The sequence below is a fragment of the Enhygromyxa salina genome (genome assembly GCF_002994615.1).
GTDB classification, from domain to species: domain Bacteria; phylum Myxococcota_A; class Polyangia; order Nannocystales; family Nannocystaceae; genus Plesiocystis; species Plesiocystis salina_A.
On sequence record NZ_PVNK01000232.1, the window covers coordinates 15,274 to 33,826 of the forward strand.

Annotated in this window: 16 protein-coding genes; 10 read left to right on the forward strand and 6 right to left on the reverse strand. The window is 71.4% G+C overall.

What is annotated here, in order from left to right; translation table 11 throughout:
* Positions 1-13 precede the first annotated feature (13 nt).
* The 3 genes from ENSA5_RS26700 to ENSA5_RS26705 form a co-directional block, all read right to left on the reverse strand.
* Positions 14-997 (reverse strand): potassium channel family protein, encoded by a 984-nt coding sequence (locus tag ENSA5_RS26700; protein WP_146156156.1) that lies wholly within the window; start codon positions 995-997, stop codon positions 14-16.
* A 102-nt stretch (positions 998-1,099) separates the two neighbouring features.
* The gene (locus tag ENSA5_RS36420) at positions 1,100-1,273 is read right to left on the reverse strand and encodes a dienelactone hydrolase family protein (protein WP_146156157.1); all 174 of its coding nucleotides are present in this window, start codon (positions 1,271-1,273) and stop codon (positions 1,100-1,102) included.
* Positions 1,274-1,309: 36 nt separating this feature from the next.
* On the reverse strand, positions 1,310-1,534 hold the full coding sequence (locus ENSA5_RS26705) for a hypothetical protein (protein WP_106394517.1): 225 nt from the start codon (positions 1,532-1,534) through the stop codon (positions 1,310-1,312).
* A gap of 267 nt (positions 1,535-1,801) precedes the next feature.
* Here ENSA5_RS26705 and ENSA5_RS26710 point away from each other — a divergent pair, with 267 nt between their 5' ends.
* The 10 genes from ENSA5_RS26710 to rimO all read left to right on the forward strand — a co-directional run bounded on the left by ENSA5_RS26710 (position 1,802) and on the right by rimO (position 15,051).
* The gene (locus tag ENSA5_RS26710) at positions 1,802-2,491 is read left to right on the forward strand and encodes a sigma-70 family RNA polymerase sigma factor (RefSeq protein WP_106394518.1); all 690 of its coding nucleotides are present in this window, start codon (positions 1,802-1,804) and stop codon (positions 2,489-2,491) included.
* A complete protein-coding gene (locus tag ENSA5_RS26715; protein ID WP_106394519.1) occupies positions 2,481-3,254 on the forward strand; it encodes a hypothetical protein in 774 nt (257 codons plus the stop codon). The genes ENSA5_RS26710 and ENSA5_RS26715 overlap by 11 nt, the downstream gene beginning before the upstream one ends.
* A gap of 109 nt (positions 3,255-3,363) precedes the next feature.
* Positions 3,364-4,119 (forward strand): hypothetical protein, encoded by a 756-nt coding sequence (locus ENSA5_RS26720; RefSeq protein ID WP_146156158.1) that lies wholly within the window; start codon positions 3,364-3,366, stop codon positions 4,117-4,119.
* A gap of 64 nt (positions 4,120-4,183) precedes the next feature.
* Positions 4,184-5,218, forward strand: coding sequence for a hypothetical protein (locus ENSA5_RS26725; RefSeq protein WP_146156159.1), 1,035 nt, complete (start codon positions 4,184-4,186; stop codon positions 5,216-5,218).
* Positions 5,219-5,274: 56 nt separating this feature from the next.
* On the forward strand, positions 5,275-8,004 hold the full coding sequence (locus tag ENSA5_RS26730) for a CHAT domain-containing protein (RefSeq protein ID WP_106394522.1): 2,730 nt from the start codon (positions 5,275-5,277) through the stop codon (positions 8,002-8,004).
* 147 nt (positions 8,005-8,151) lie between these two features.
* The gene (locus ENSA5_RS26735; protein ID WP_181198176.1) at positions 8,152-10,026 is read left to right on the forward strand and encodes a S8/S53 family peptidase; all 1,875 of its coding nucleotides are present in this window, start codon (positions 8,152-8,154) and stop codon (positions 10,024-10,026) included.
* 83 nt (positions 10,027-10,109) lie between these two features.
* The gene (locus ENSA5_RS36425) at positions 10,110-11,552 is read left to right on the forward strand and encodes an ABC transporter permease subunit (protein WP_146156160.1); all 1,443 of its coding nucleotides are present in this window, start codon (positions 10,110-10,112) and stop codon (positions 11,550-11,552) included.
* On the forward strand, positions 11,549-12,535 hold the full coding sequence (locus tag ENSA5_RS38315; protein ID WP_181198177.1) for an ABC transporter ATP-binding protein: 987 nt from the start codon (positions 11,549-11,551) through the stop codon (positions 12,533-12,535). The genes ENSA5_RS36425 and ENSA5_RS38315 overlap by 4 nt, the downstream gene beginning before the upstream one ends.
* 29 nt (positions 12,536-12,564) lie before the next feature.
* Positions 12,565-13,596: a polyamine ABC transporter substrate-binding protein gene (locus tag ENSA5_RS26745; RefSeq protein WP_181198178.1), complete on the forward strand. Its 1,032-nt coding sequence runs from the start codon at positions 12,565-12,567 to the stop codon at positions 13,594-13,596.
* Between the two features lie 15 nt (positions 13,597-13,611).
* The gene (gene rimO, locus ENSA5_RS26750; RefSeq protein WP_106394525.1) at positions 13,612-15,051 is read left to right on the forward strand and encodes a 30S ribosomal protein S12 methylthiotransferase RimO; all 1,440 of its coding nucleotides are present in this window, start codon (positions 13,612-13,614) and stop codon (positions 15,049-15,051) included.
* Between the two features lie 103 nt (positions 15,052-15,154).
* On the opposite strand, the gene nadA is transcribed toward rimO, so the two are convergent.
* The 3 genes from nadA to ENSA5_RS26765 form a co-directional block, all read right to left on the reverse strand.
* The gene (gene nadA / locus ENSA5_RS26755) at positions 15,155-16,612 is read right to left on the reverse strand and encodes a quinolinate synthase NadA (protein ID WP_181198179.1); all 1,458 of its coding nucleotides are present in this window, start codon (positions 16,610-16,612) and stop codon (positions 15,155-15,157) included.
* Between the two features lie 74 nt (positions 16,613-16,686).
* Positions 16,687-17,661 (reverse strand): class I SAM-dependent methyltransferase, encoded by a 975-nt coding sequence (locus ENSA5_RS38320; RefSeq protein ID WP_181198180.1) that lies wholly within the window; start codon positions 17,659-17,661, stop codon positions 16,687-16,689.
* A 20-nt stretch (positions 17,662-17,681) separates the two neighbouring features.
* Positions 17,682-18,521: a class I SAM-dependent methyltransferase gene (locus ENSA5_RS26765; RefSeq protein WP_106394527.1), complete on the reverse strand. Its 840-nt coding sequence runs from the start codon at positions 18,519-18,521 to the stop codon at positions 17,682-17,684.
* Between the last annotated feature and the right edge of the window lie 32 nt (positions 18,522-18,553).

Here is an 18,553-nt window from a genome sequence, read left to right on the forward strand (position 1 = left end):
GGCTCAGCCGGGCTCAGCAGCCCGACATGGCGCGGAGGCCGTGCCAGTCGGCGCGCTGGGTCGCCGAGTAGACGAGGCGATCGCCGATCTTCGAGTCGAGGCCGTCGAGGATCGTCTTGGTCTCGAGCCCGCGGTTGACGGCCATGACGTTGACCGAGCGCCCGAGCAGCGCCCGGGCCATCTCGTTGTAGGCGACGCCGTCGTCGTAGACCTCGATCGAGAACAGGGTCGTCCCTCGTCGGTTGCTGCTGAGGACCTCGATCAGCTGGGCGATCCCGGGGTCGTGGACCTCCTGGATCAGGAGGTTGCCGGCGATCGTCATGCCGAGCACGATCGCGTCGCAGTTGCACGAGTCGAACAGCGGGCGGTGCTTCTCGTCGAGGCACTCGGCGACGATGTAGATCTCGGCCTTGACCCGGTCGATCACGCTGACGGCGGCCGCGACGATCGCGTCGCTGTTGCGGTTGCCGTAGTCCGGGGACAGCACGACCGCCATCCGGCACTCGCTCGCGCGGGCCCGGGCGTAGGTCTCGATGTCGTGGGACGAGCCGCGGACGAAGATCACGTCGGGCAGCGTGAACGGGAGCTCATCGATCGCGTCGCTGACGATCACGATCTCGCACGCGCCCTGCTCGGGGTCGCTGCGGATCTCCTGGATCAGCTGGGTGACCCGCTGCTCGCTGGGGAAGTGGACGATGAGGATGTGGTCCTTGGCCATGGCCCGGCCGAGTCCTTTTTGTGCGTTGTTGACCGCGATCGCTACCGCGTCGAGCACCATACCGAAGAACAGGCTGAAGCTCATGAGCCCGAGCAGGACGATGAAGACCACGGTCCCGAGCCGGGCGCCCGTGGTCGAGGCGGCGAGGTCGCCGTAGCCGATCGTCGTGATCGAGACCGCGCTGTACCAAAACGAGTCGCCCCACGAGATCGTCGGGTCCAGCGCGCGCTCGAAGCTGTGGTAGCAGACCGCGTTGCCGACGATCGCGACCGCGAGCATCACGGCGACGAGAGCGAAGCCGAACGAGCGACGATCTCGGGCGCGGCGAGCCAGTCGGACGAGGCGCAGGAGCAGCAACCGGGTACCTCGTGGGCCGTGGGATCAGGCGGCCGGGCCGAGCTGCGTGGTCAGGAACTCGAGGCTGCGCTGGCGGGCGTGGGCGGACGCGGCCGAATTGAAGGAGCCGCGGTGGTCGCAGTCGAAGCCGTGGCCCGCGTCGTCCTCGTGGGCCTCGAGCTCGTGTCGATCGCTCGCGCGCAGGTGAATTTCGAGCATGACGAGGGGCGACGATCGCCCAGCCGCCCGGGCAGATCAACCGCTCGGGGCGTCCGCGATTGGCGCGTCCGCGCTCTTGCATCGCAGCCACGGTGTCAGCGTCGCGAGCGGGACCGCGACCGAGCTCAGCGCGACGAGGTTGAAGGCGACGTTGACCCCCACGCCGTGGGCGGCCGACAGCGAAGTGTCGACGACGCACCAATTGAGCGTCGTGATCGCTACTGCCCACGCCGCCCACCGCTGTCGGCGGCGCAGCGGCATCGCAGCGGCATCACAACCAAGAAGACCATCGTTCAGGCGTAGGCGGCCAGGGGGCAGTCTCCCGGGCTTTGGTCCGGGTGTCTGCAATTTTAGGGCTCCGCCGTCATCGCTCGCGGCCCCGTCGCCAAGGGGGAAATCGAGCGATCGACTTCAAGCGAGACGAGCACCAAATTGATTGGCACCTTGGAGGTCGTGAACGCGGCCCCTGGCCCTGGCTGGGTCGCGCGTGCGCGGACGCGATACACTGGCCGGGGTCCAGCCCGAACCATGTCAAGCAGCTCGACGGTCGCAGCCGAGGATGACACCAAGCTGGTCGCCGCCGCGCTCGGCAACGAGTCCGGAGCCCGGCGGCGGCTCGCCGATCGCCTGCTCGACGCGGTCCAGCGCGAGGTCGCCTTCGTGCTCCGCCGCCACGCCGCCGCCGCCGGCCGCGACCCGGGACAGGAGCTTCGTGACATGGTTCAAGAGGTTCTGGTCGCCCTGTTCGAGCGCGACGCCAAGGAGCTGCGGCGCTGGGATCCGCAGCGCGGGCGCTCGCTCGACAGCTTCGTGCGCCTCGTCGCCCGTCGCCGCGTCGCCCGGATCCTCGGCCAGCGCCGCGGCAACCCGTGGGCCGACGTGCCCATGGATCCGCGGTCGATCGAGGATGACCCGGCGGCCGACGACCGCGCCCAGGGCCTCGCGCGGCAGCTCGAGCAGCGCAACGAGCTCGGCGCGCTGCTCGACGCGCTCTACGCCAAGATGAGCGCGCGAGACGTCGAGCTCTTCGATCTGCTGTTCGTGCAAGAGCGGGATCCGAAGCAGGTCGCCGAGGCCCTGGGCATGACGCGCCAGGCCGTCAACGCGTGGAGCTACCGGACCCGCAAGCTCGCGCGGAGCTTAATCACCCACACAGTGAACCCTCCGTCATCGCCCGCTCGACGGTTGGCAAAGGAGAAGGTGGACCATGGACGATGAGCTCCTGCGCCTGCTCGGGCGCCACCAACGTGAGGACCTCGACGCGGACGCGTCCGAGCGAGAGGTCCCGGCGCCGTACGAGGGCGCGGAGCGAGCCGCGCTCCTCGATGACCTGTTCGCGCGCGTCGATGCTGAGGGCGAGAACGAGGGCTCCGCGCACGAGCACGAGCCGCCGAGCGCCGCGTCGGACCGGGTCATCGAGCTCGATGTGCACCGAACCCGCGCAGGTCCGGGCGAGGAGACCCAGGCCCGCTCGAGCTCGCGTCGCTCGCTGATCTTACTGACCTCGCTGGCCACGGCCGCAGCGGCGGCCTTGTTGTTGTGGTGGGGGCTGGGCGAGACCGGCGAGGATCCGCTGCTGGCGCAGCTCCCGAGCTACGAGATCTCTCGCCTCCAAGGTGGGGTGGCCCGCTCGCGCGCCGAGCCGAGCGGCGAGCGGCCGACGGTCCGAGCGGACAGCACGATCGACTGGGTGTTCACGCCCGCCGAGCCGATCCGCGAGCCACTCGCGGTCGCGCTCGTGGCGGTGTCCGAGACCGGCGCGCGGGTGTTCGCGGCCAGGGTCGAGGCCGAGATCTCGGCCGAGGGGGCGATCCGCCTCCGCGGGCTCCTCGCGACTCACATCGAGCTCGAGCCGGGCGAGTGGACCCTCCGCGTGTTGGTCGCGCCGCCCGACCGCCTCCCGCGAGATCTCGATCAGCTCGACGACTGGCCGACCTGGCAGACGATCGCGTTCGAGCTGACGATCGTCGCGGGCGACTGAGGAAGAGCCGTTTATTTTTTGTCAGCGCCGACGAGCTCGGGGGCAAGGGGCGAGGTGCGGGTCCGAGACGGACCCCAACCTCAACAACCTCAACACGACCAGAACCTCCATGAATCGAATCCAAGCCACTCTCATCTGCCTGGGCGTCACTTCGACGCTGACCGCCTGCATGCCCGAGGAGGGCGAGCTCGGCACGGACTTCCGCGCGAGCGCGGCCTGTGTCGAGGCGCAGCAGTCCCGCATCGCCGCCGAGTGGGTCGCAGAGCTCCATCAGGAGATCGGCCCGCAGGCGGTCCAGGCCCTCTCCACCAAGGGGACGCGGCTGCAATTCGCCCAGTACGTCCACTTCATCGCCGACAACTGTGAGACCTGCGTCCGGACCCAGGCCTTGAAGAAGGCCATCGGGCCCGTGTCCGAGGTCGAGGACTACCCTGTGATCGAGAAGCACTACGGCAAGCGGATCCTCGATGGCGCGCAGTGGTGGCAAGGTGGCGGCTACACGGCCTGTGGCGAGAGTGAGGAGGGCGGCGGAGATGGACCGGCCGATGGCGGCGATGGACCGGCCGATGGCGGCGATGGACCGGCCGAGGGCGGCGAAGGATCGGCCGATGGCGGCGAAGAGGGACCGGCCGAGGGCGGCGAAGAGGGACCCGCCGAGGGTGGTGAAGCGGGCACCGAGGGTGAGCTTCCGTGCGAGTCGCCCTTCGAGTGCCTGAGCTGGTGGGGCGAGCACATCGGCGGCTGCGGCGATGACAACGGCGGTCTGCCGGGTGGCGGTGGCGGCGAGGCCGGTGGCGAGGCCGGTGGCGACGGCGGTTCCGGTCAGACCTGCTTCCCGCCCTTGGACGCCTGCCCGACCCTCTGACCTCACTTTGGAGGAGGTCCGAGCGGGCCTCCTCCTCACGTCTCCAGCTTCGAGCCTCGAGATCATGTCCAAGCTCTCCCCTGTGTGTACCGCCCTCGTCTTCGCGGGTCTCTCGATCACGTGTCGCCCGGCGGCGGCGGGGACCGAGGACAGCTCTGAACCCGCGCTCGCCGAGCGGGGGCAGCTCGACGCCACCGTCGCCGAGATCCAGCGCGGCGGTCGAGCGGCGGTCGAGGCGGTCGAGGCCCGCGAGATCTGGCTCGACGAGGCGGCCTCCTCGACCTCGCACAAGCTCTTGGCTTGCGGCCGCGACTGCGCCCGAAGCCAGGGCACAGGCTCGCTGTGGCAGCACTGGAAGCTGAGCATGTCGTGGGACGCGCTGCGCGAGCTCCATCGCGGAGAGTTTCTGGCCCTCGCGGCCGATCTCGACGTGCCGCGCACGGACTCGCTGCTGCTGAGCGACGGCGAGCTGTTGTCGATCGACGAGCTCTTGACCCAGACCCTCGACGACGCGGCTGACCCGAGCGTCGGACACTGGAACGCGATGGAGGCCGAGCACGATCACGAGCTCGGCTGGGTTCGCAGCGCGGCGTGTCGCTACCTCTCGACGACCGAGCTCGAGGGCTCCGCCTGGCGCGAGGTCCTGCGAGCCGACGCGCTGCCCTCGAGCCTCGCGACCGAGGCCGGGACCCACGAGCTCGAGGGCATTGCGATCTGCGAAGCCCTCCACGGCCACGAGGATTCGGCCCTGCGCTGGGCGCTGAACCAGCGCCTCGCCAACGACCTCGCCGCGATGGCGCCCGACGGCCAGCTCTACCGCCACGACGAGAGCTTCACGAGCTGCCCCGCGGGCGACACGGCCTGCGAGCTGTTCAGCGAGCTCAACCGCCAGGCCCACTTCTTCGAGTGGGTCTCGGAGCTGCCCGAGCTGCGCGTCGACGCCGAGCTCGAGCGGGCGCTGGCTCGGTGGGCCGCGCTCGTGGACGAGGCCGAGGGCCTGCTCGCGAGTGGGGCCCCGCTCACGCTCCACGGGCGGATGTTGGCCGCGAGCGCGAGCTCTCACACTGTCCACGCCGCCGACCGGCTGGCGCGACGCTGAGGGTCCGCGCCGGACTTGGCACGAGGGAGAATTCGAGCTGAACTCAGCGCCGACGAGTGAGGCGGCGCTTCGAACTGATCCTGATCCTGAGCCTGAGCCTGGCTGGGTGCGACTCGCCGTCGACGCCCGCGCCGCGCCGAGCTCCGCCCGTCGCCGTCCCCGAGATCGAGCGGCCGAGGATCGAGTTCGCGGGCTGTCGCATGGTCGAGCCCGACGGCGGCCCCTGTCTGCTGGCGGCGGATCGGGACGCAAAGCTGCACGTGTGGATCGACGTCCACGCCGAGGCGCCGCTGCGGATCCTCGTCGACGGGCAGCCGCGCGCGCTCGAGTCCGTGGCTGTCGACGGCGGTCAGCGCCTCGCGCTCGCGCTCGGGCCCCAGGCTGAGCACCTGCGCATCGAGGGGCTCGAGCCGCGCTGGCGCGAGCCCTTCGAGCTGACCCTGGCCCGGGAGCAGGTCCCCGAGCTCGTCGACGCGGCGACGCGCGCGGCGAGGTCGGGCGACCCGGACCAGATCCGCGAAGCGATCGCCCGGATCGAGGAGGCGCTCGACGATCTCGACGGCGCCGCGCGCCTCGCCGCGCTCCAGATCTTGCGTCGGCTCTTGTTTGGGAGCCCCGCGGCGCTGGCCCGGACCGAGGAGGCGGCGGCGCTCGCCGACTCGCTGGGCCGGACCCGCGACCTCGCCGACTGCGCCGCGGCGGCGGCCTACATCAACCTCGACATGCGCAACGACCTGGTCGCCGCGCGGCGCTGGGTCGCGCGACTCGAGCAGCTCGACGGGCCGGAGGCCCGGGCCTGGGCGGCCTACTACGGCGGGCTCCTGGCCAGTCGGACCGGGGATCTCGGCGGGGCGGTTCAGGCCTTCGCGCGGGCCCGGACCCAGGCCGCGCGGATCGGCTTGTTCCGTGATTTCTTGGGCGCCAGCGAGATGCACGCGGCGGTCCTGGCCGAGCTCGGCCGCGGCGAGCAGGCCCTGGCCAGCGCGCGCGAGACCCTGGCGCTCGGGCGCGCGCCCGGGATCGGCTGCCCAGACCGAGCGCGACTCCTGGGCAACCTGGCCTGGACCCACCTGCTCCTGGCCGAGGACGGCTACGCCCACGACCTTCCGCGGCCGCTGCTGCTCGAGCAGCTCGAGCTCGTAAACGCCAAGGGCGAGTGCCCCGAGCCGACCGACGCCATGGTCGCGCGGGTCAATCTGGCCTACGTCGCCCTCGCCGACGCCGAGCCCGAGGAGGCCCACGAGTGGCTGACGAGCCTGCCCGAGGAGATCCCGAGCTGGCTGCGCGCGTGGGTTGACGAGGCTCGGGCTCGGGTCGGGCTCGAGACCGGGCGCGACGAGCTGTTGCCGGACTTCGCTCATCGGCCGCGGCCGCCGACCGAGCTCGGCCTGCGCTGGACCGCGGCCGTGCGCGAGGCTCAGACCCTCGAGCGCTTCGGCGTGTCCGACGCGGCCGTGAACGGCTACCTCGACGCCGAGCGGATCCTGGATGAGGCCAGCTCGACGCTGGGGATCGACGTGGGCCGCGAGCTGTTTCTGGCCGGGCGCTCGGCGAGCCTCCAGGGCCTCGTCGAGCTGCTGATCGCGCGGGGCCGCGTCGATCAGGCCCTGTGTCAGATCCGCCTCGCGCGAGGTCGCGAGCTGCGCCTGATCGATCAGGCCGCGCGCATCGTCGGGCTCTCGCCGCGCGACCGCGAGCGCCGCCGCGCCCTGCTCGAGGAATACCTCACGCTGCGTGACCAGCTCGCCGCCGAGCGCCGCGAAGACTGGCGCTTCTCGGCGCCGCAGCGGGTTCGACGGGAGCGGCGACGGCACGAACGCAGCGAGGCCGCGGACGCCCTGCTCGACGAGGCGGTGCGCCTCGCGGGGGCAGGCGTCGAGGTGAGCAGCTGCGACGCGCTGGCCCCGGCGCGGCGTGGTCTGGCGATGATCGTGCCCTTCGAAGCGCGCGAGGGCGCGTGGCTGTTCGTCGCCGATCACGAGGGCGTCGCCGTCACCCCCGCGAACACCGAGAACCTGGCCGCGGCGCTCGCGAGCCCGCAGCTGCAGCACAAGGTCGCTGGCGCCCAGCGGATCAGCGTGCTCGCGGGCGGCGACTCCTGGTCGCAGTCGATCCACGCCCTCGCGTTTGGGGATGGCGTGGTCCTCGACGTCGCCCCGGTCGTCTACTCCCTCGACCTCCCCGTGCGCGAAGAAACGGACCCCGGCCAGCCGCTCGCGGTCGTCGTCGCCAACCCGTCCGAAGATCTGCCCGAAGCGCAGGCCGAGGCCGAGGCGGTCGCGGCGAAGCTCGCGGGCTCGGGCTGGTCCGTCCGCCATCACGTCGGCGGCGAGGCGACCCGCGCCCGACTGAGCGCGGATCTGGCCGAGGCCAGCGTGCTTCACTACGCCGGCCACGGAGCCTACCGGGGACCGAGCGGATGGGACGCGGCGCTGTTGCTCAGCGACGAGGACGTGCTCGGCGTGACCGACGTGCTCGCGCTCCCGCGGGTCCCGGCGACGATCGTGCTCACGGGCTGCGAGACGGCGACGGTCAGCGATCGGACCTTCGCCGGGGGCATGAACCTCGGGCGCGCGTTCGTGCTCGCGGGCGCGAGCTCGGTGATCGCCGCGGACGGTGAGGTCGACGACGCGCTCGCGCGGGGGGTCGGAGAGTTGCTCCACGCCGAGCTGTGGGCGGGGACCGAGGCGACCGACCCAGGCGCCGCGCTGCGTCGCGTGCTGTTGCGCTTGCGTGAGCGCGACCCCAGCGCGCAGTGGCAGCGCTTCCGCGTGCTCGTGCCATGAGCGCGTGAATCGATCAGCTCGGGTCTGTGACGATTGAGCCGGCTCGGGCGCGTCGATCGGCGACGCTCGATTCGTCATTTCGAGGTGAGTTGCGGACAATGGGCGGGTGAAGGACCGAAACGAATGATCCACGACCCGCGACGCCCCTTGACCCTCGTACTCGTCTCTCTCGGTCTGCTCGGCTGCGCGCCCGAGTTGGAGCTCGACGATGAGCTCGCCGTGCGCGCGAGTCCCGAGGAGATCACCGCGCTGCAGGACGCGAGCTGCGTCGAGGGACGGCGGGTCGCGCGGATCCAGGGGGCCGAACCCACGTGCCCGACGGCGCCCGGCTGGAAGTCCACCAAGCTGTTCGCCGATGGCACGGGCGAGCTGGCCAACTACTGCGTCTACGAGTACGTCAACGCCGGTCCGGTCAACCTCCAGCCGCTCGACGCCCTGACCGACGCCCACGACGCGGACTGCGAGGTCGTGTTTCCGCAAAGCGGTGATCCGCTGTCCCTCGCGATCTCGACCGAGCTCCAGGCGGCGTTTCATGGCGCGATCAACCGGGCCTCGGCCGACGACCTCGACCTCGGCGTGAACGAGGAGCTGCGCTCGGATGTCACGGTAGCGATCGTCGACACGATCCCCAATCCGGCGCCCGCCGACCCGAGCTCCCCCCACGGCGAGAGCATGGCGGCGTTCGTGCGTGATATCGCCTGCCCCGCGCTCGGGGGCAGCTGCGCCGTCGACGTCCGCAACGCCCTCGGCATGCCCCGCGTCGAGGGTCGCACGACGGATCTGGTCAACGGCGGGCGCTACGGCTCGCAGGCGGACCTCGCCCGCGCGATCCACAAGGTTGTGACAAATGCGCCCGGCGGGTCGCCCCTGGTCGTCAACCTGAGCCTGGGCTGGGAGGCGGAACTCTTCGGCGATCAGGTCGCGAGCTCGGTGCCCGTCGAGGCTGTCCACGCGGCGCTCGAGCACGCTCGCTGTCGCGGCGCGCTCGTCGTCGCCGCGGCCGGCAACCAGGGCCACCTGTGCACCTCGGGGCCGCTGATGCCCGGCGGCTGGGAGGTCGAGGCCGCCCCGACGCCGCCGCGCTGCGCCGAAATCGGGGTCGCGAACCCGGCCCCGCTCGGGGCTGGCTACAGCCCGCTGGTCTACGCGGTCGGCGGCCTCGACTACGACGCAGAGGCGATGCCCGCGACGCGCGTCGGCGGCATGCCCCGGCTCGCCGCGACGGCCATGCACGCGATCTCTGACGTCAGTGACCCGCGCACGGCGCTGTCGGGCTCCTCGGTCTCGGCTGCGGTCGTCTCGGGCGCGGCCAGCCTGATCTGGTCCTTCTATCCGCAGCTGAGCGCCGATCAGGTCATGAACACGATCTACGCCGGGGCCGCGGTGCTCGGGCCCCAGGCCAACTTCATCGGGCCCAACGCCGCGAGCGCCAGGGTCCGCCGCGTCGACGTCTGCGCCGCGGTCCACATGGCTCGACAGCGGCCCGACACCGCCTACTTGCCCGCGCCGCTCGACTGCCTGACCGAACCCCCCGCGCTGATCGACGACGTATTTCCGATCGTCGCGGGGGTCGACTCCGCCCCCGTCGAGCCGGTGCTCGAAGAGAGTCCGAGCGAGTGCAGCGCGGGTTGCGTCGCGGGCGAGGCCTTCGTCTCCGCCGCCGTCAAAGGCGAGGCCTGCCCCACGCCGATCGAGCCCGCGCTACCTTTCACCACGCCCCAGCCGACCCATCCGGCCTGTCCGAGCTGCACCGTCGACACAGGCACCGCCGAGATCTACGCCGCGCTCGACGTCGACTACGCCCGGATCCCGATCCAGGACGTGATGGTCACGGTCAACGGCCCCACCGCGCCGACCCACTTTCGCCTCGGGCCGGTCGAGCTGTCGGACACCACGACCACCTTGATCCGGCTCGATCCAGCCCGGATGCCCACGGTCATCGACTCGGCCACGATCACGATCACCTTCGACGACGCGAGCCTGCCGCGGCCCAACGAGAGCGACCTGATCGTCGGTCCGTAGCAAGTAACGATGACCCCCGCAGGCGTCAGCAACTCTGCCACGCCCGGGCGCATGCGGCCGGGCGACTGTGCTATTTCGCGAGCGTGCGCCGCGGGGGACAGGACAAGCTGGCGGGCGGGTTGGCGCTCGCGTGGCTGGTCGTGGTCGTGGTCGTGCCGCTGGCCGTGCTCGTCGACGCCGCCGCGCCCGTGGACCTGCGCCCGATCGAGCGCGTGGCCGTGGGCCGGGCCATGGCGCGCGGCCTCGGGCTCTCGGTGATCGTCGCGACCGCGGGCTGCGGGCTCGCGCTGGCGCTCGCGCGGACGATCCCGCCGGTCGTGATCCTCGGGCTGATGCTCGTCAGTCGCTCGATCCTGGCGCAGGGGATCCTGGCTCTGGGTCTGAGCCCCGGCCCGCTCGCGGCCGTCGTCGCGCTGATCTTGGACGTGGCCCCGATCGCGGCGCTGTTGCTGTGGCTGCGCCTCCAGACCCGGCCGCTGGCGTTGATCGAGGCCGCCGCCGACTTGGGCGCGGGCGCGTGGGCCCGCGCGCGGGCCATCGAGTGGCCCCACCTGCGCCCCGCGGTGCTGGCCGCGTGGGTCTGGGGCCTGCTCCAGAGCCTCGGCGACGTCATCGCCTTCGAGCTCGCCGGAGGTGGCCACAGCTACACGCCGGGCCTGCTGATCCGCGACGCGCTGCTCCGCGAGCAGGCGCCGGGCCGGGCGTTGGTCTCGATCCTGATCTTGCTCGGGCTCGCGCTGCCTTGCGCATGGTTGATCTCCCGCGAGCTCAGCAGCGCCCAGCGCAGCGACTGGCGAGCGCTGCCGCGGCCGCCCCGGCTGGCCTCGCTCGGGGGCTGGACGGTGTTGGTGGCCATGCTCGCGGTCCCGGCCGCGCTGCTGCTCGGTCGCCAGCCCGAGGGCTTCGGGCCCGCGGACCGAGGGCTCGCCGAGCTCGCGGCCTCGTCGCTCGTCCTCTCCGCGTTCGTCGCGGCGCTCGCGAGCGCGGCCGGCTTTGGGCTCGCGCTCGCGAGTCGGCGCGCGGCCTGGCCCGGGTGGCTCGGCGCCGCCGTGCTCGCGCCGCTGGCGATCCCACCGAGCGTGCTCGGCCTCCTGACCCTCGGCGCCGCGACCCCGCTCGGGATCCGGCCGGGGCCGGGCCTGACGGTGCTCGCGCTGCTCGGTCCGGGCCTGGGCCTGGGCTTCGTGAGCGCGCGGCTGCTGACGATCGTCATCCCGCGCGGGTTGATCGACGCCGCGATGGATCTCGGCGCCACGGCCCGCGAGCGCCTGCGCCTCGTGTGGCTGCCGCTCGGTCGCGCGGCCCTGGCCGTGAGCGCGGTCGTGGTGTTCGCCTGGGTGCTCGGGCAGGCGGCGATCCCCGCGTTCACCTCGGGCCCCGGCGGCGACACCCTGGCCGTCGCGCTCACGATCCACGCCCGCGCGGGCTCGCTCGCCCTGGTCCGGCGTTGGTCGCTGATCTTGATCGCGGCTCCGGTGCTCGCGTCGGTGCTCGCGCTGCGCCTCGCGCGTTGGAGGCCGCGGTGAGCGAGGACAGCCTCCGGGCGGTCGGCGTCGAGAAGCGCTTCGCAGGTCCGGGCGGCGCCGAGGTCGTGGCGCTCGCGGGCGTCGAGCTCGAGCTCGACGGCGGCCGCCACGTGTGCGTGATGGGCCCCTCGGGCTCGGGCAAGACCACCCTCTTGCGGATCCTCGCCGGGCTCGAGGCCCACGACGCGGGCCAGCTCTTCATCGGCGCCCGGCGGATCGACGACCTGCCCGCCGAGCGTCGGCCGACGCGGACCGTGTTTCAGACCCCAGCTTTGTTCCCGCACCTGAGCGTGCTCGACAACGTGACCTTCGTGGACCGCCTGCGCTCGACGACCGGTCCCAAGCCCGGGCCAGGCGTCGCGCGCGAGCTCCTCGCCGGCCTCGGCCTCGATCCCGCGAGCTTCGCCGAGCGCTCCGTCGACGCGCTGTCCGGCGGCGAGCGGCAGCGCGTGGCCCTGGCCCGGGCGCTCTACCGGGCGCCGCCGTGGCTGCTGCTCGACGAGCCGCTCTCGGCCCTCGATCGCTCCCGGCGCGCGGAGCTGCGTCGGGCGCTGGCCCAGCTCCGCGCCGACGCGGGCGTCGGCATGGTCCACGTGACCCACGACGCCGCCGACGCGCTCGCGCTCGCCGACACGCTGGTGTGCATGGTCGGCGGTCGGATCCTGGCCTCGGGCCCGCCCGACCTGCTCTATCGCCGGCCGCCGGATCTCGAGACCGCGCGCTTGCTCGGGGAGCTCAGCGCCGTCCCAGATCCGCGGAGCCGCGGCTTCTTGCGGCCGGAGCAGCTGCGCATCGTCGCCGCCGCCGAGGGGCGCGTGGCCGCCCGCCTGAAGGCTCGCGTGTGCGCCGGTCCGCTGTGGGAGCACACCCTCGAGGTCGCGGGGCTCCCGGCGCCGATCACCGTCGCGCGCGCGGCTCCGTGGGAGGGCCCGGACGCCTGCGGTCTACAATGGGACGAAGACGCGGTATTGGACATCTCGTGAGCGCTTCGCAGCTGTCGCGCCGGAACCTCTTGAGCGCCGCAGCCGGGCTCGGGCTCCTCGGGCTGAGCCCGCTGGCTTGCGCGCGCGGGCGCAGGCTCGCGATCTACAACTGGGGCGACTACCTCGCGGCCGAGCTCATCGAGCGCTTCGTCGCCAAGCACAGCCGCCCGCGCGTGGAGCTGACCCAGGACTTCTACCTGTCCGAAGCCGAGATGGACGCGAAGCTCCGCGCGGGTGCCCGCTACGACCTCGCGATCCCGATCGACTACATGCTCTCGGCGCTCCAGCGCGACGGCGTCCTGCGTGAGCTCGATCCTGTCCCGCGCGGCGTCGAGCACCTCGACCCCGCGCTCGGCGTCTGGCGGGCCCGAGTCGAGCGCGGCGGCGGTGCCTACGCGATCCCCTACCTCTGGGGCACGACCGGGATCGGCTACGACAGCGAGCGCGTCGACGCCCCGACCAGCTGGACCGCGCTGTTCGACCCGCGCTACGCCGGGCGGATCTCGGTCATCGACAGCAAGGGCGACGTCATGGATCAGGCCCTGCTCGCTAGCGGCCTCGGGATCAACAGCACCGACAAGCCGCGGATCCGCGAGGAGGTCTGGCCGCGCCTGCGTGAGCAAAAGTCCTTGCTCCGGGCCTACGACAGCAACCCCGCGGCCGCGCTGATCGCTGGCGACACCTGGATCGCGCAGATCGACAGCGGGGATCTGCTCCGCGCCCAGAGCCAGCGCCCGAGCTTGCGCTACGTGATCCCCGACGAGGGCGCGGCGCTGTGGGTCGACTACCTCGCGATCCCGGCCAAGGCCGCGGAGCCCGAGCTGGCCGTGGAATTCATCGAATTCTTGCTCGAGCCCGAGATCGCCGCGCTCAACGCCAACACCTTGCGCTTCGCCACGCCCAACGCGACGGCGGTCGAGCGCGGCCTCATCGCCGACGCCGCCGATCCTCAGCTCTACCCCGGGCCCGACGTGCGCCAGCGCTTGTTCACCAGCGAAAATTGGGATGGCGGGACCAAGGAGCTGATCGACGGGCTGTGGTTGGAGCTGCGGTCCAAGTAGGCTACACGTCCAGCCATGAGCGTCAGCTTGCCCGTCATCGGTGAGGGAGGTTCGCCCACGGCGACCGAGACAGTCCCCCAGCGGGTGTACTTCGTCAGCCTCGGCTGCCCGAAGAACCAGGTCGACACCGAGGTCATGCTCGGGGTCGTCCGCGCGGGCGGCCACGAGCTCGTCGACGCGCCCGAGCTCGCCGACACCCTCGTCGTCAACACCTGCGGCTTCATCGACGCGGCCAAGGAAGAGTCGATCGACACGATCCTCGAGCTCGCCCGGGTCAAGGCTGGGGCGGCCGAGGGCGGCGAGGCCAAGCGCCTGGTCGTGGCCGGGTGCCTGAGCCAGCGCTACCCGACCGAGCTCGCGGCCGAGATGCCCGAGGTCGATCACTTCCTCGGCAGCGCCGACATGCTCGGGCTTCAGGCGGTGCTCGGCGGCGGCGCGGCCCGGCTCGGCGTCAGCGAGCTCGACCGCCGCTCGTGGCTCTACGATCACAGCACCCCGCGCCAGACCTACGGCGTCGGCCACACCAACTACGTCAAGATCGGCGAGGGCTGTGACCGTCCGTGTGGCTTTTGCATCATCCCCAAGCTGCGCGGGCCCCAGCGCTCGCGGCCGGTGTTCGACATCGTGCAGGAGGTCCACGGCCTCGTCGCCGCGGGCACCCGCGAGATCTGCCTGGTCGCCCAGGATCTGACCACCTACGGGACCGACCTCGGCCAGCGCGGCCTCGCGCCCTCGAACCTCGAGGGCCTGCTCGACGCGCTCGGCGAGATCCCCGAGCTGCGCTGGATCCGGCTGCACTACGCCTACCCCACGGCCGTGACCGACGGCCTGATCGAGCGGATCGCTTCGCACCCCAAGGTCGCGACCTACCTCGATGTCCCGATCCAGCACGTCGACACGGGCGTGCTCAAGAAGATGCGCCGCGGCTACACCGAGAAGGTCGTGCGCGGGCTCGTCGAGCGGCTCCGCGCCGCCGAGCGGGGCAACAAGATCTGGCTGCGCACGACGATGCTCGTCGGCCACCCGGGCGAGGACGAGGCCGCCTACCAGCGCCTGCGTGAGTTCATCGCCGAGGGGCAGATCGACCACCTCGGGGTGTTCCCGTGGTCGCGCGAGGACGGCACGGTCTCGGCCATGCAGCCCGCGCGGGTCGACGACGCCCTCGCCAACGCGCGGGCCGCCGAGCTCATGGAGCTCCAGGCGGGGATCCGGGCCGACAAATTCTCGGGTCTGCGCGGCGAGGTGATCGAGGTCCTCGTCGACGGGATCTCCGATGAGAGCGAGCTGCTGCTCGAAGGCCGCCACGAGGGCCAGGCGCCCGAGATCGACGGCAAGGTGATCTTGCTCGACGGGACCGCGGAGGCCGGGAGCTTCGTCAAGGCGCGGGTCATGCAGACCACGGCCCACGATCTGATCGCCTCGCTGGATCTCGACCGCGAGCCGGAGCTCGAGTAGCCATGACCCCCACCGACGGCTGTGCACGTTGCCACGCACGGCCGCTCGCTTCGTTCCTCGCTCGGTGGCTCGGTGGGCCCTGCGAGGGCTCCCAAAATTGGCGTCAGCGCGCGCGGAGGTCGGCGAGCAGCGCGTCGGGCAGGGCCCCGGTGCGCTGAAAGCCGCGCATGTGCAGGATCGGCTCGGTCCCGAGGCTCGCCACGGTCTTGCCCGCGACGACCTCGGTGTACTTCTCGGGCTCGAAGCTGGCGAGCTCGCTGGGGCTCGCGGCCGGCAGGCGCTCGAGCAGATCACACAGCGCGTCGAGGCTGTTCATCTTCATGTATGGGCAGGTCGCGCAGCCGCCCGCCGTCGAGCAGCCTTCGCCGCCTGCGACCCCGGGGATGAGCGGGAGCGCGTCGTCCTCGGTCGCGGTCACGGCCTCGGCCGCGACCGGAAAGATGATCTCGATCTCGACGCCACAATCCTCACCCGACGCGCTCGACAGCCGCTCGCGCAGGGCGCGAACGATCGCCGTGACCATGCCCGCCTCGGTCCCGAGCACGAAGCTCAGCCGCTTGGGCCTGTCGGCGCGGGGCTCGGCGAGGGCGGCGTCGAGGCGGCCCGTGATGTGATCCAAGATGTTCTTGGTCGAGCCGACCACGCCGCGCCCCTCCCGCTGAGCCCGGAGCGCGAGCGCGAACATCTCGCCGGGGACCTCGAGGTGGGCGGTCACGTCGAGGTCGGCGCGGGCCTCGTACTCGCGCTCGACCTGCCCGGCGACCGCGGCCCCGAACATGTGGTGGACGACGCAGTTGCCCTGCTCGAAGTAGTGGAAGCGCGGGATCAGGGCCCGGATCGTCGCGGGGGTGTGGGCCGGATGCAGCGCGGCGATCGTGGCCTCGTCGAGCTGTGCGAGGGTCTCGAACATCCGCGCGAGGTTCTGGCCCATGTAGGTGTCGGGCCCGAACCACAGGTGGGCCTCGGGCTCTTGAGCGAAGGTCTGAAGCACCGTAGCGACCACGTTGCTGGACGTGCAGGTGATCGTTGGGATCTTCGCGTGGGCCCGGGCCTTGGTCCGCAAGCTGGTGTTGATGTAGACGACGTGGAGGGACTTGGGCGTGGCCGCGGCCTTGTCGAGCCACGCAGCGTAGACCCGAGACTCGGCCGCCTCGGCCAGCGAGCAGCCGATCGGGCCCTCGGCCACGCGCCAGCAGCCGACCTGCTCGTGGCCCGACGCGTCGAGGATCGCCCGTACGTTCTCGGCCATGAAGTCGACCCCGAGCACGACGATCTCGCGGGCCCCGGCCCCGGCCATCGCCACGCCGCTGTCGGCCATGACCAGCGAGTCCGAGATGTTGATGTGGGGCCAGTCGCAGGCCCACAGCGCGCCCTGGAGCTCGGCGTCCATGTAAAAGTGCGCGACCACGCCGGCTCGCCGCGTGCGCAGGAGCTGCTCGAGGCGCGCGACGACGTCGGGGTCGGGCTCGAGATACTCCGCTTGGGCCTGCGCAAACGCACCCTGCGCGGCGAAGCCGTCGGCGCGGACGATGAGCGAGGGGAAGGGTTCGGCGCTCGGCAAGGGGACCTCCTTGGGGGGACAGCCTATCTCAAAACGGACGCGCGGGCGCTCGGGCAGGCGAGGGGAAGGCCCCCTCAGCGCTCCGCGACGACGTAGACCAGCCAGCTCTCTTGCTGCTCGACCTCTTGGACTTCCTCGTACTCACCCGTGCCCTCGAGCATGTCGTCGTCGTCGTCGTCGTCGTCGTCGTCGTCGTCGTCGTCGTCGTCGTCGTCGTCGTCGAGGTCGTCGTCGAGGTCGTCGAGGTCGTCGTCGTCGTCGTCGAGGTCGTCGTCGTCGTCGTCGTCGTCGTCGTCGTCTTCTTCGACCTTCTCCCAGTAGACGCGGACCTTCGAGAAGCCGACCTCTTCGAGCATGTCGCGCAGCTCGGGGAGCGACCACAGCCGCCAGCGATAGGTGAAGGCGCGCTCGATCCTCGACTCGTCTTCAAACTCGAAGTGGATGTGACAGACGATGTCGTTGGTGATCGGGTTGAAGGACTCCTGCTCCCAGACGTAGGTGTGCCCGTCGAGCTCGCGGATCTCCTCGTCGGTGTCGATCGCGTTGGTGCCCCCGAACAGCTCGAGGAAGAGCAGCCCGCCCTCGCTGAGGCCGGCGTGGGCCCGCTCGAAGTAGCGCATGAGCTCGCGGCGCTGCTTGAAGATGCAAAAGCTGAAATTGAGCGCCGCGATGATGTCGGCGGGCTCGGGCGCCTCGACCTCGAGCACGTCGGCCTGAATCAGGGTCACGCGGCCGTCGAGGGCCTCGGCGTTGGGCTCGAGGTTGTGGGCGCGGCCCCAGGCCAGGGTCGGTGCGTCGAGATCGACGCCGATCGCCCGGTGCTTTGGATCTTCGAGACACCAGGTCGTCGACAACAGCGCGGTCCCGCAAAAATCCTCGCGCAGGACCGTCGGCGGGACCCCGCGCAGCTCCTCGTAGATCGACGCGAACAGCTCGCAGTCGGCCTCGGGCGACTGCACGGAGTCCTGGTAGAGCTCGTGCAGATCAGCCTGCGAGGCGAGAGTCTTGGCCTTGTTCTTGCGCTTGCGCTTGTGTTGTTTGCCGCCCACGGGATCCTCGCGTCTGGACCTTACTTCTCGGCGCTGATGTACACCCACCAGACGCCCTCGTTGTCGAGCTCGTCGGCCTCGCTGTAGGTGCCGACGCCGTCGCCGTCCTCGTCTTCGTCTTCGACCCAGACCCGCACGGTCTCGAACCCAGCCTCGTGGAGGAGCTCGGACAGCTCGGGCAGCGACCAGATCCGCCACGAGTAGGTGAAGGCGTCGCGCAGCTCGGACCCGTCTTCAAACTCGAAGTGGATCGCGCAGTCCATGTGGGCGGTCAGGGGGTCGTAGTCGTGGTGCTCCCACACATAGGTGAAGGGCTCGCCGCCGTTGACCCCGGTGTCGTCCTCGATCTCGCGCGGGTTGCGATCGCGCATCGGGACCTCGGTGCCGCCGTAAGCGTCGAGGAAGAGCACGCCGTCGTCGACGAGCCCGGCCCGCGCGGCCTCGAAGTAGCCGCGCAGGGCCTCACGGGTGTCGAAGCACCAGCACGAGAAGTTGAAGGCGACCGCGACGTCGGCGAGCTCGGCGCTGGGCTCGAGCACGTTGCCGTTGCGCAAGGTGACGCGCGACTCGAGGTCGCCGCCAGCGGGGCGGATGCGCTTGTCGAGGCTCCAGTGCAGCGTGTCACGATCGAGGTCGACGCCGACGGCGCTTCGCTCGGGGTGGCTCTTCGCCCACGCGAGGCTGAAGACCGCGGTCCCGCAAAAATCCTCGCGCACGTGCATGGCCTCGCGCCCGCGCAGCTTGCGGAAGGTCGAAGTCGTGAACGCGACCTCGCCCGGCGGATCTTGGACCGAGAGCTCGTAGAGTTCGTGGCGATCCGCCTTGGCGGCTCGTCCCCAGGGACGCTTGTGCTTGGCCATCGCTTGCTGCCGCGGTCTAGAGGAGCCCGGCG

What these genes read in the sequence shown, in the direction of transcription:
- ENSA5_RS26700 (WP_146156156.1), bottom strand. Translation starts at nt 997, where the DNA reads ATGCTCGCGGTCGCGATCGTCGGCAACGCGGTCTGCTACCACAGCTTC.
- ENSA5_RS36420 (WP_146156157.1), bottom strand. Translation starts at nt 1,273, where the DNA reads ATGCTCGAAATTCACCTGCGCGCGAGCGATCGACACGAGCTCGAGGCC.
- ENSA5_RS26705 (WP_106394517.1), bottom strand. Translation starts at nt 1,534, where the DNA reads ATGCCGCTGCGCCGCCGACAGCGGTGGGCGGCGTGGGCAGTAGCGATC.
- ENSA5_RS26710 (WP_106394518.1), top strand. Translation starts at nt 1,802, where the DNA reads ATGTCAAGCAGCTCGACGGTCGCAGCCGAGGATGACACCAAGCTGGTC.
- ENSA5_RS26715 (WP_106394519.1), top strand. Translation starts at nt 2,481, where the DNA reads ATGGACGATGAGCTCCTGCGCCTGCTCGGGCGCCACCAACGTGAGGAC.
- ENSA5_RS26720 (WP_146156158.1), top strand. Translation starts at nt 3,364, where the DNA reads ATGAATCGAATCCAAGCCACTCTCATCTGCCTGGGCGTCACTTCGACG.
- ENSA5_RS26725 (WP_146156159.1), top strand. Translation starts at nt 4,184, where the DNA reads ATGTCCAAGCTCTCCCCTGTGTGTACCGCCCTCGTCTTCGCGGGTCTC.
- rimO (WP_106394525.1), top strand. Translation starts at nt 13,612, where the DNA reads ATGAGCGTCAGCTTGCCCGTCATCGGTGAGGGAGGTTCGCCCACGGCG.
- ENSA5_RS26765 (WP_106394527.1), bottom strand. Translation starts at nt 18,521, where the DNA reads ATGGCCAAGCACAAGCGTCCCTGGGGACGAGCCGCCAAGGCGGATCGC.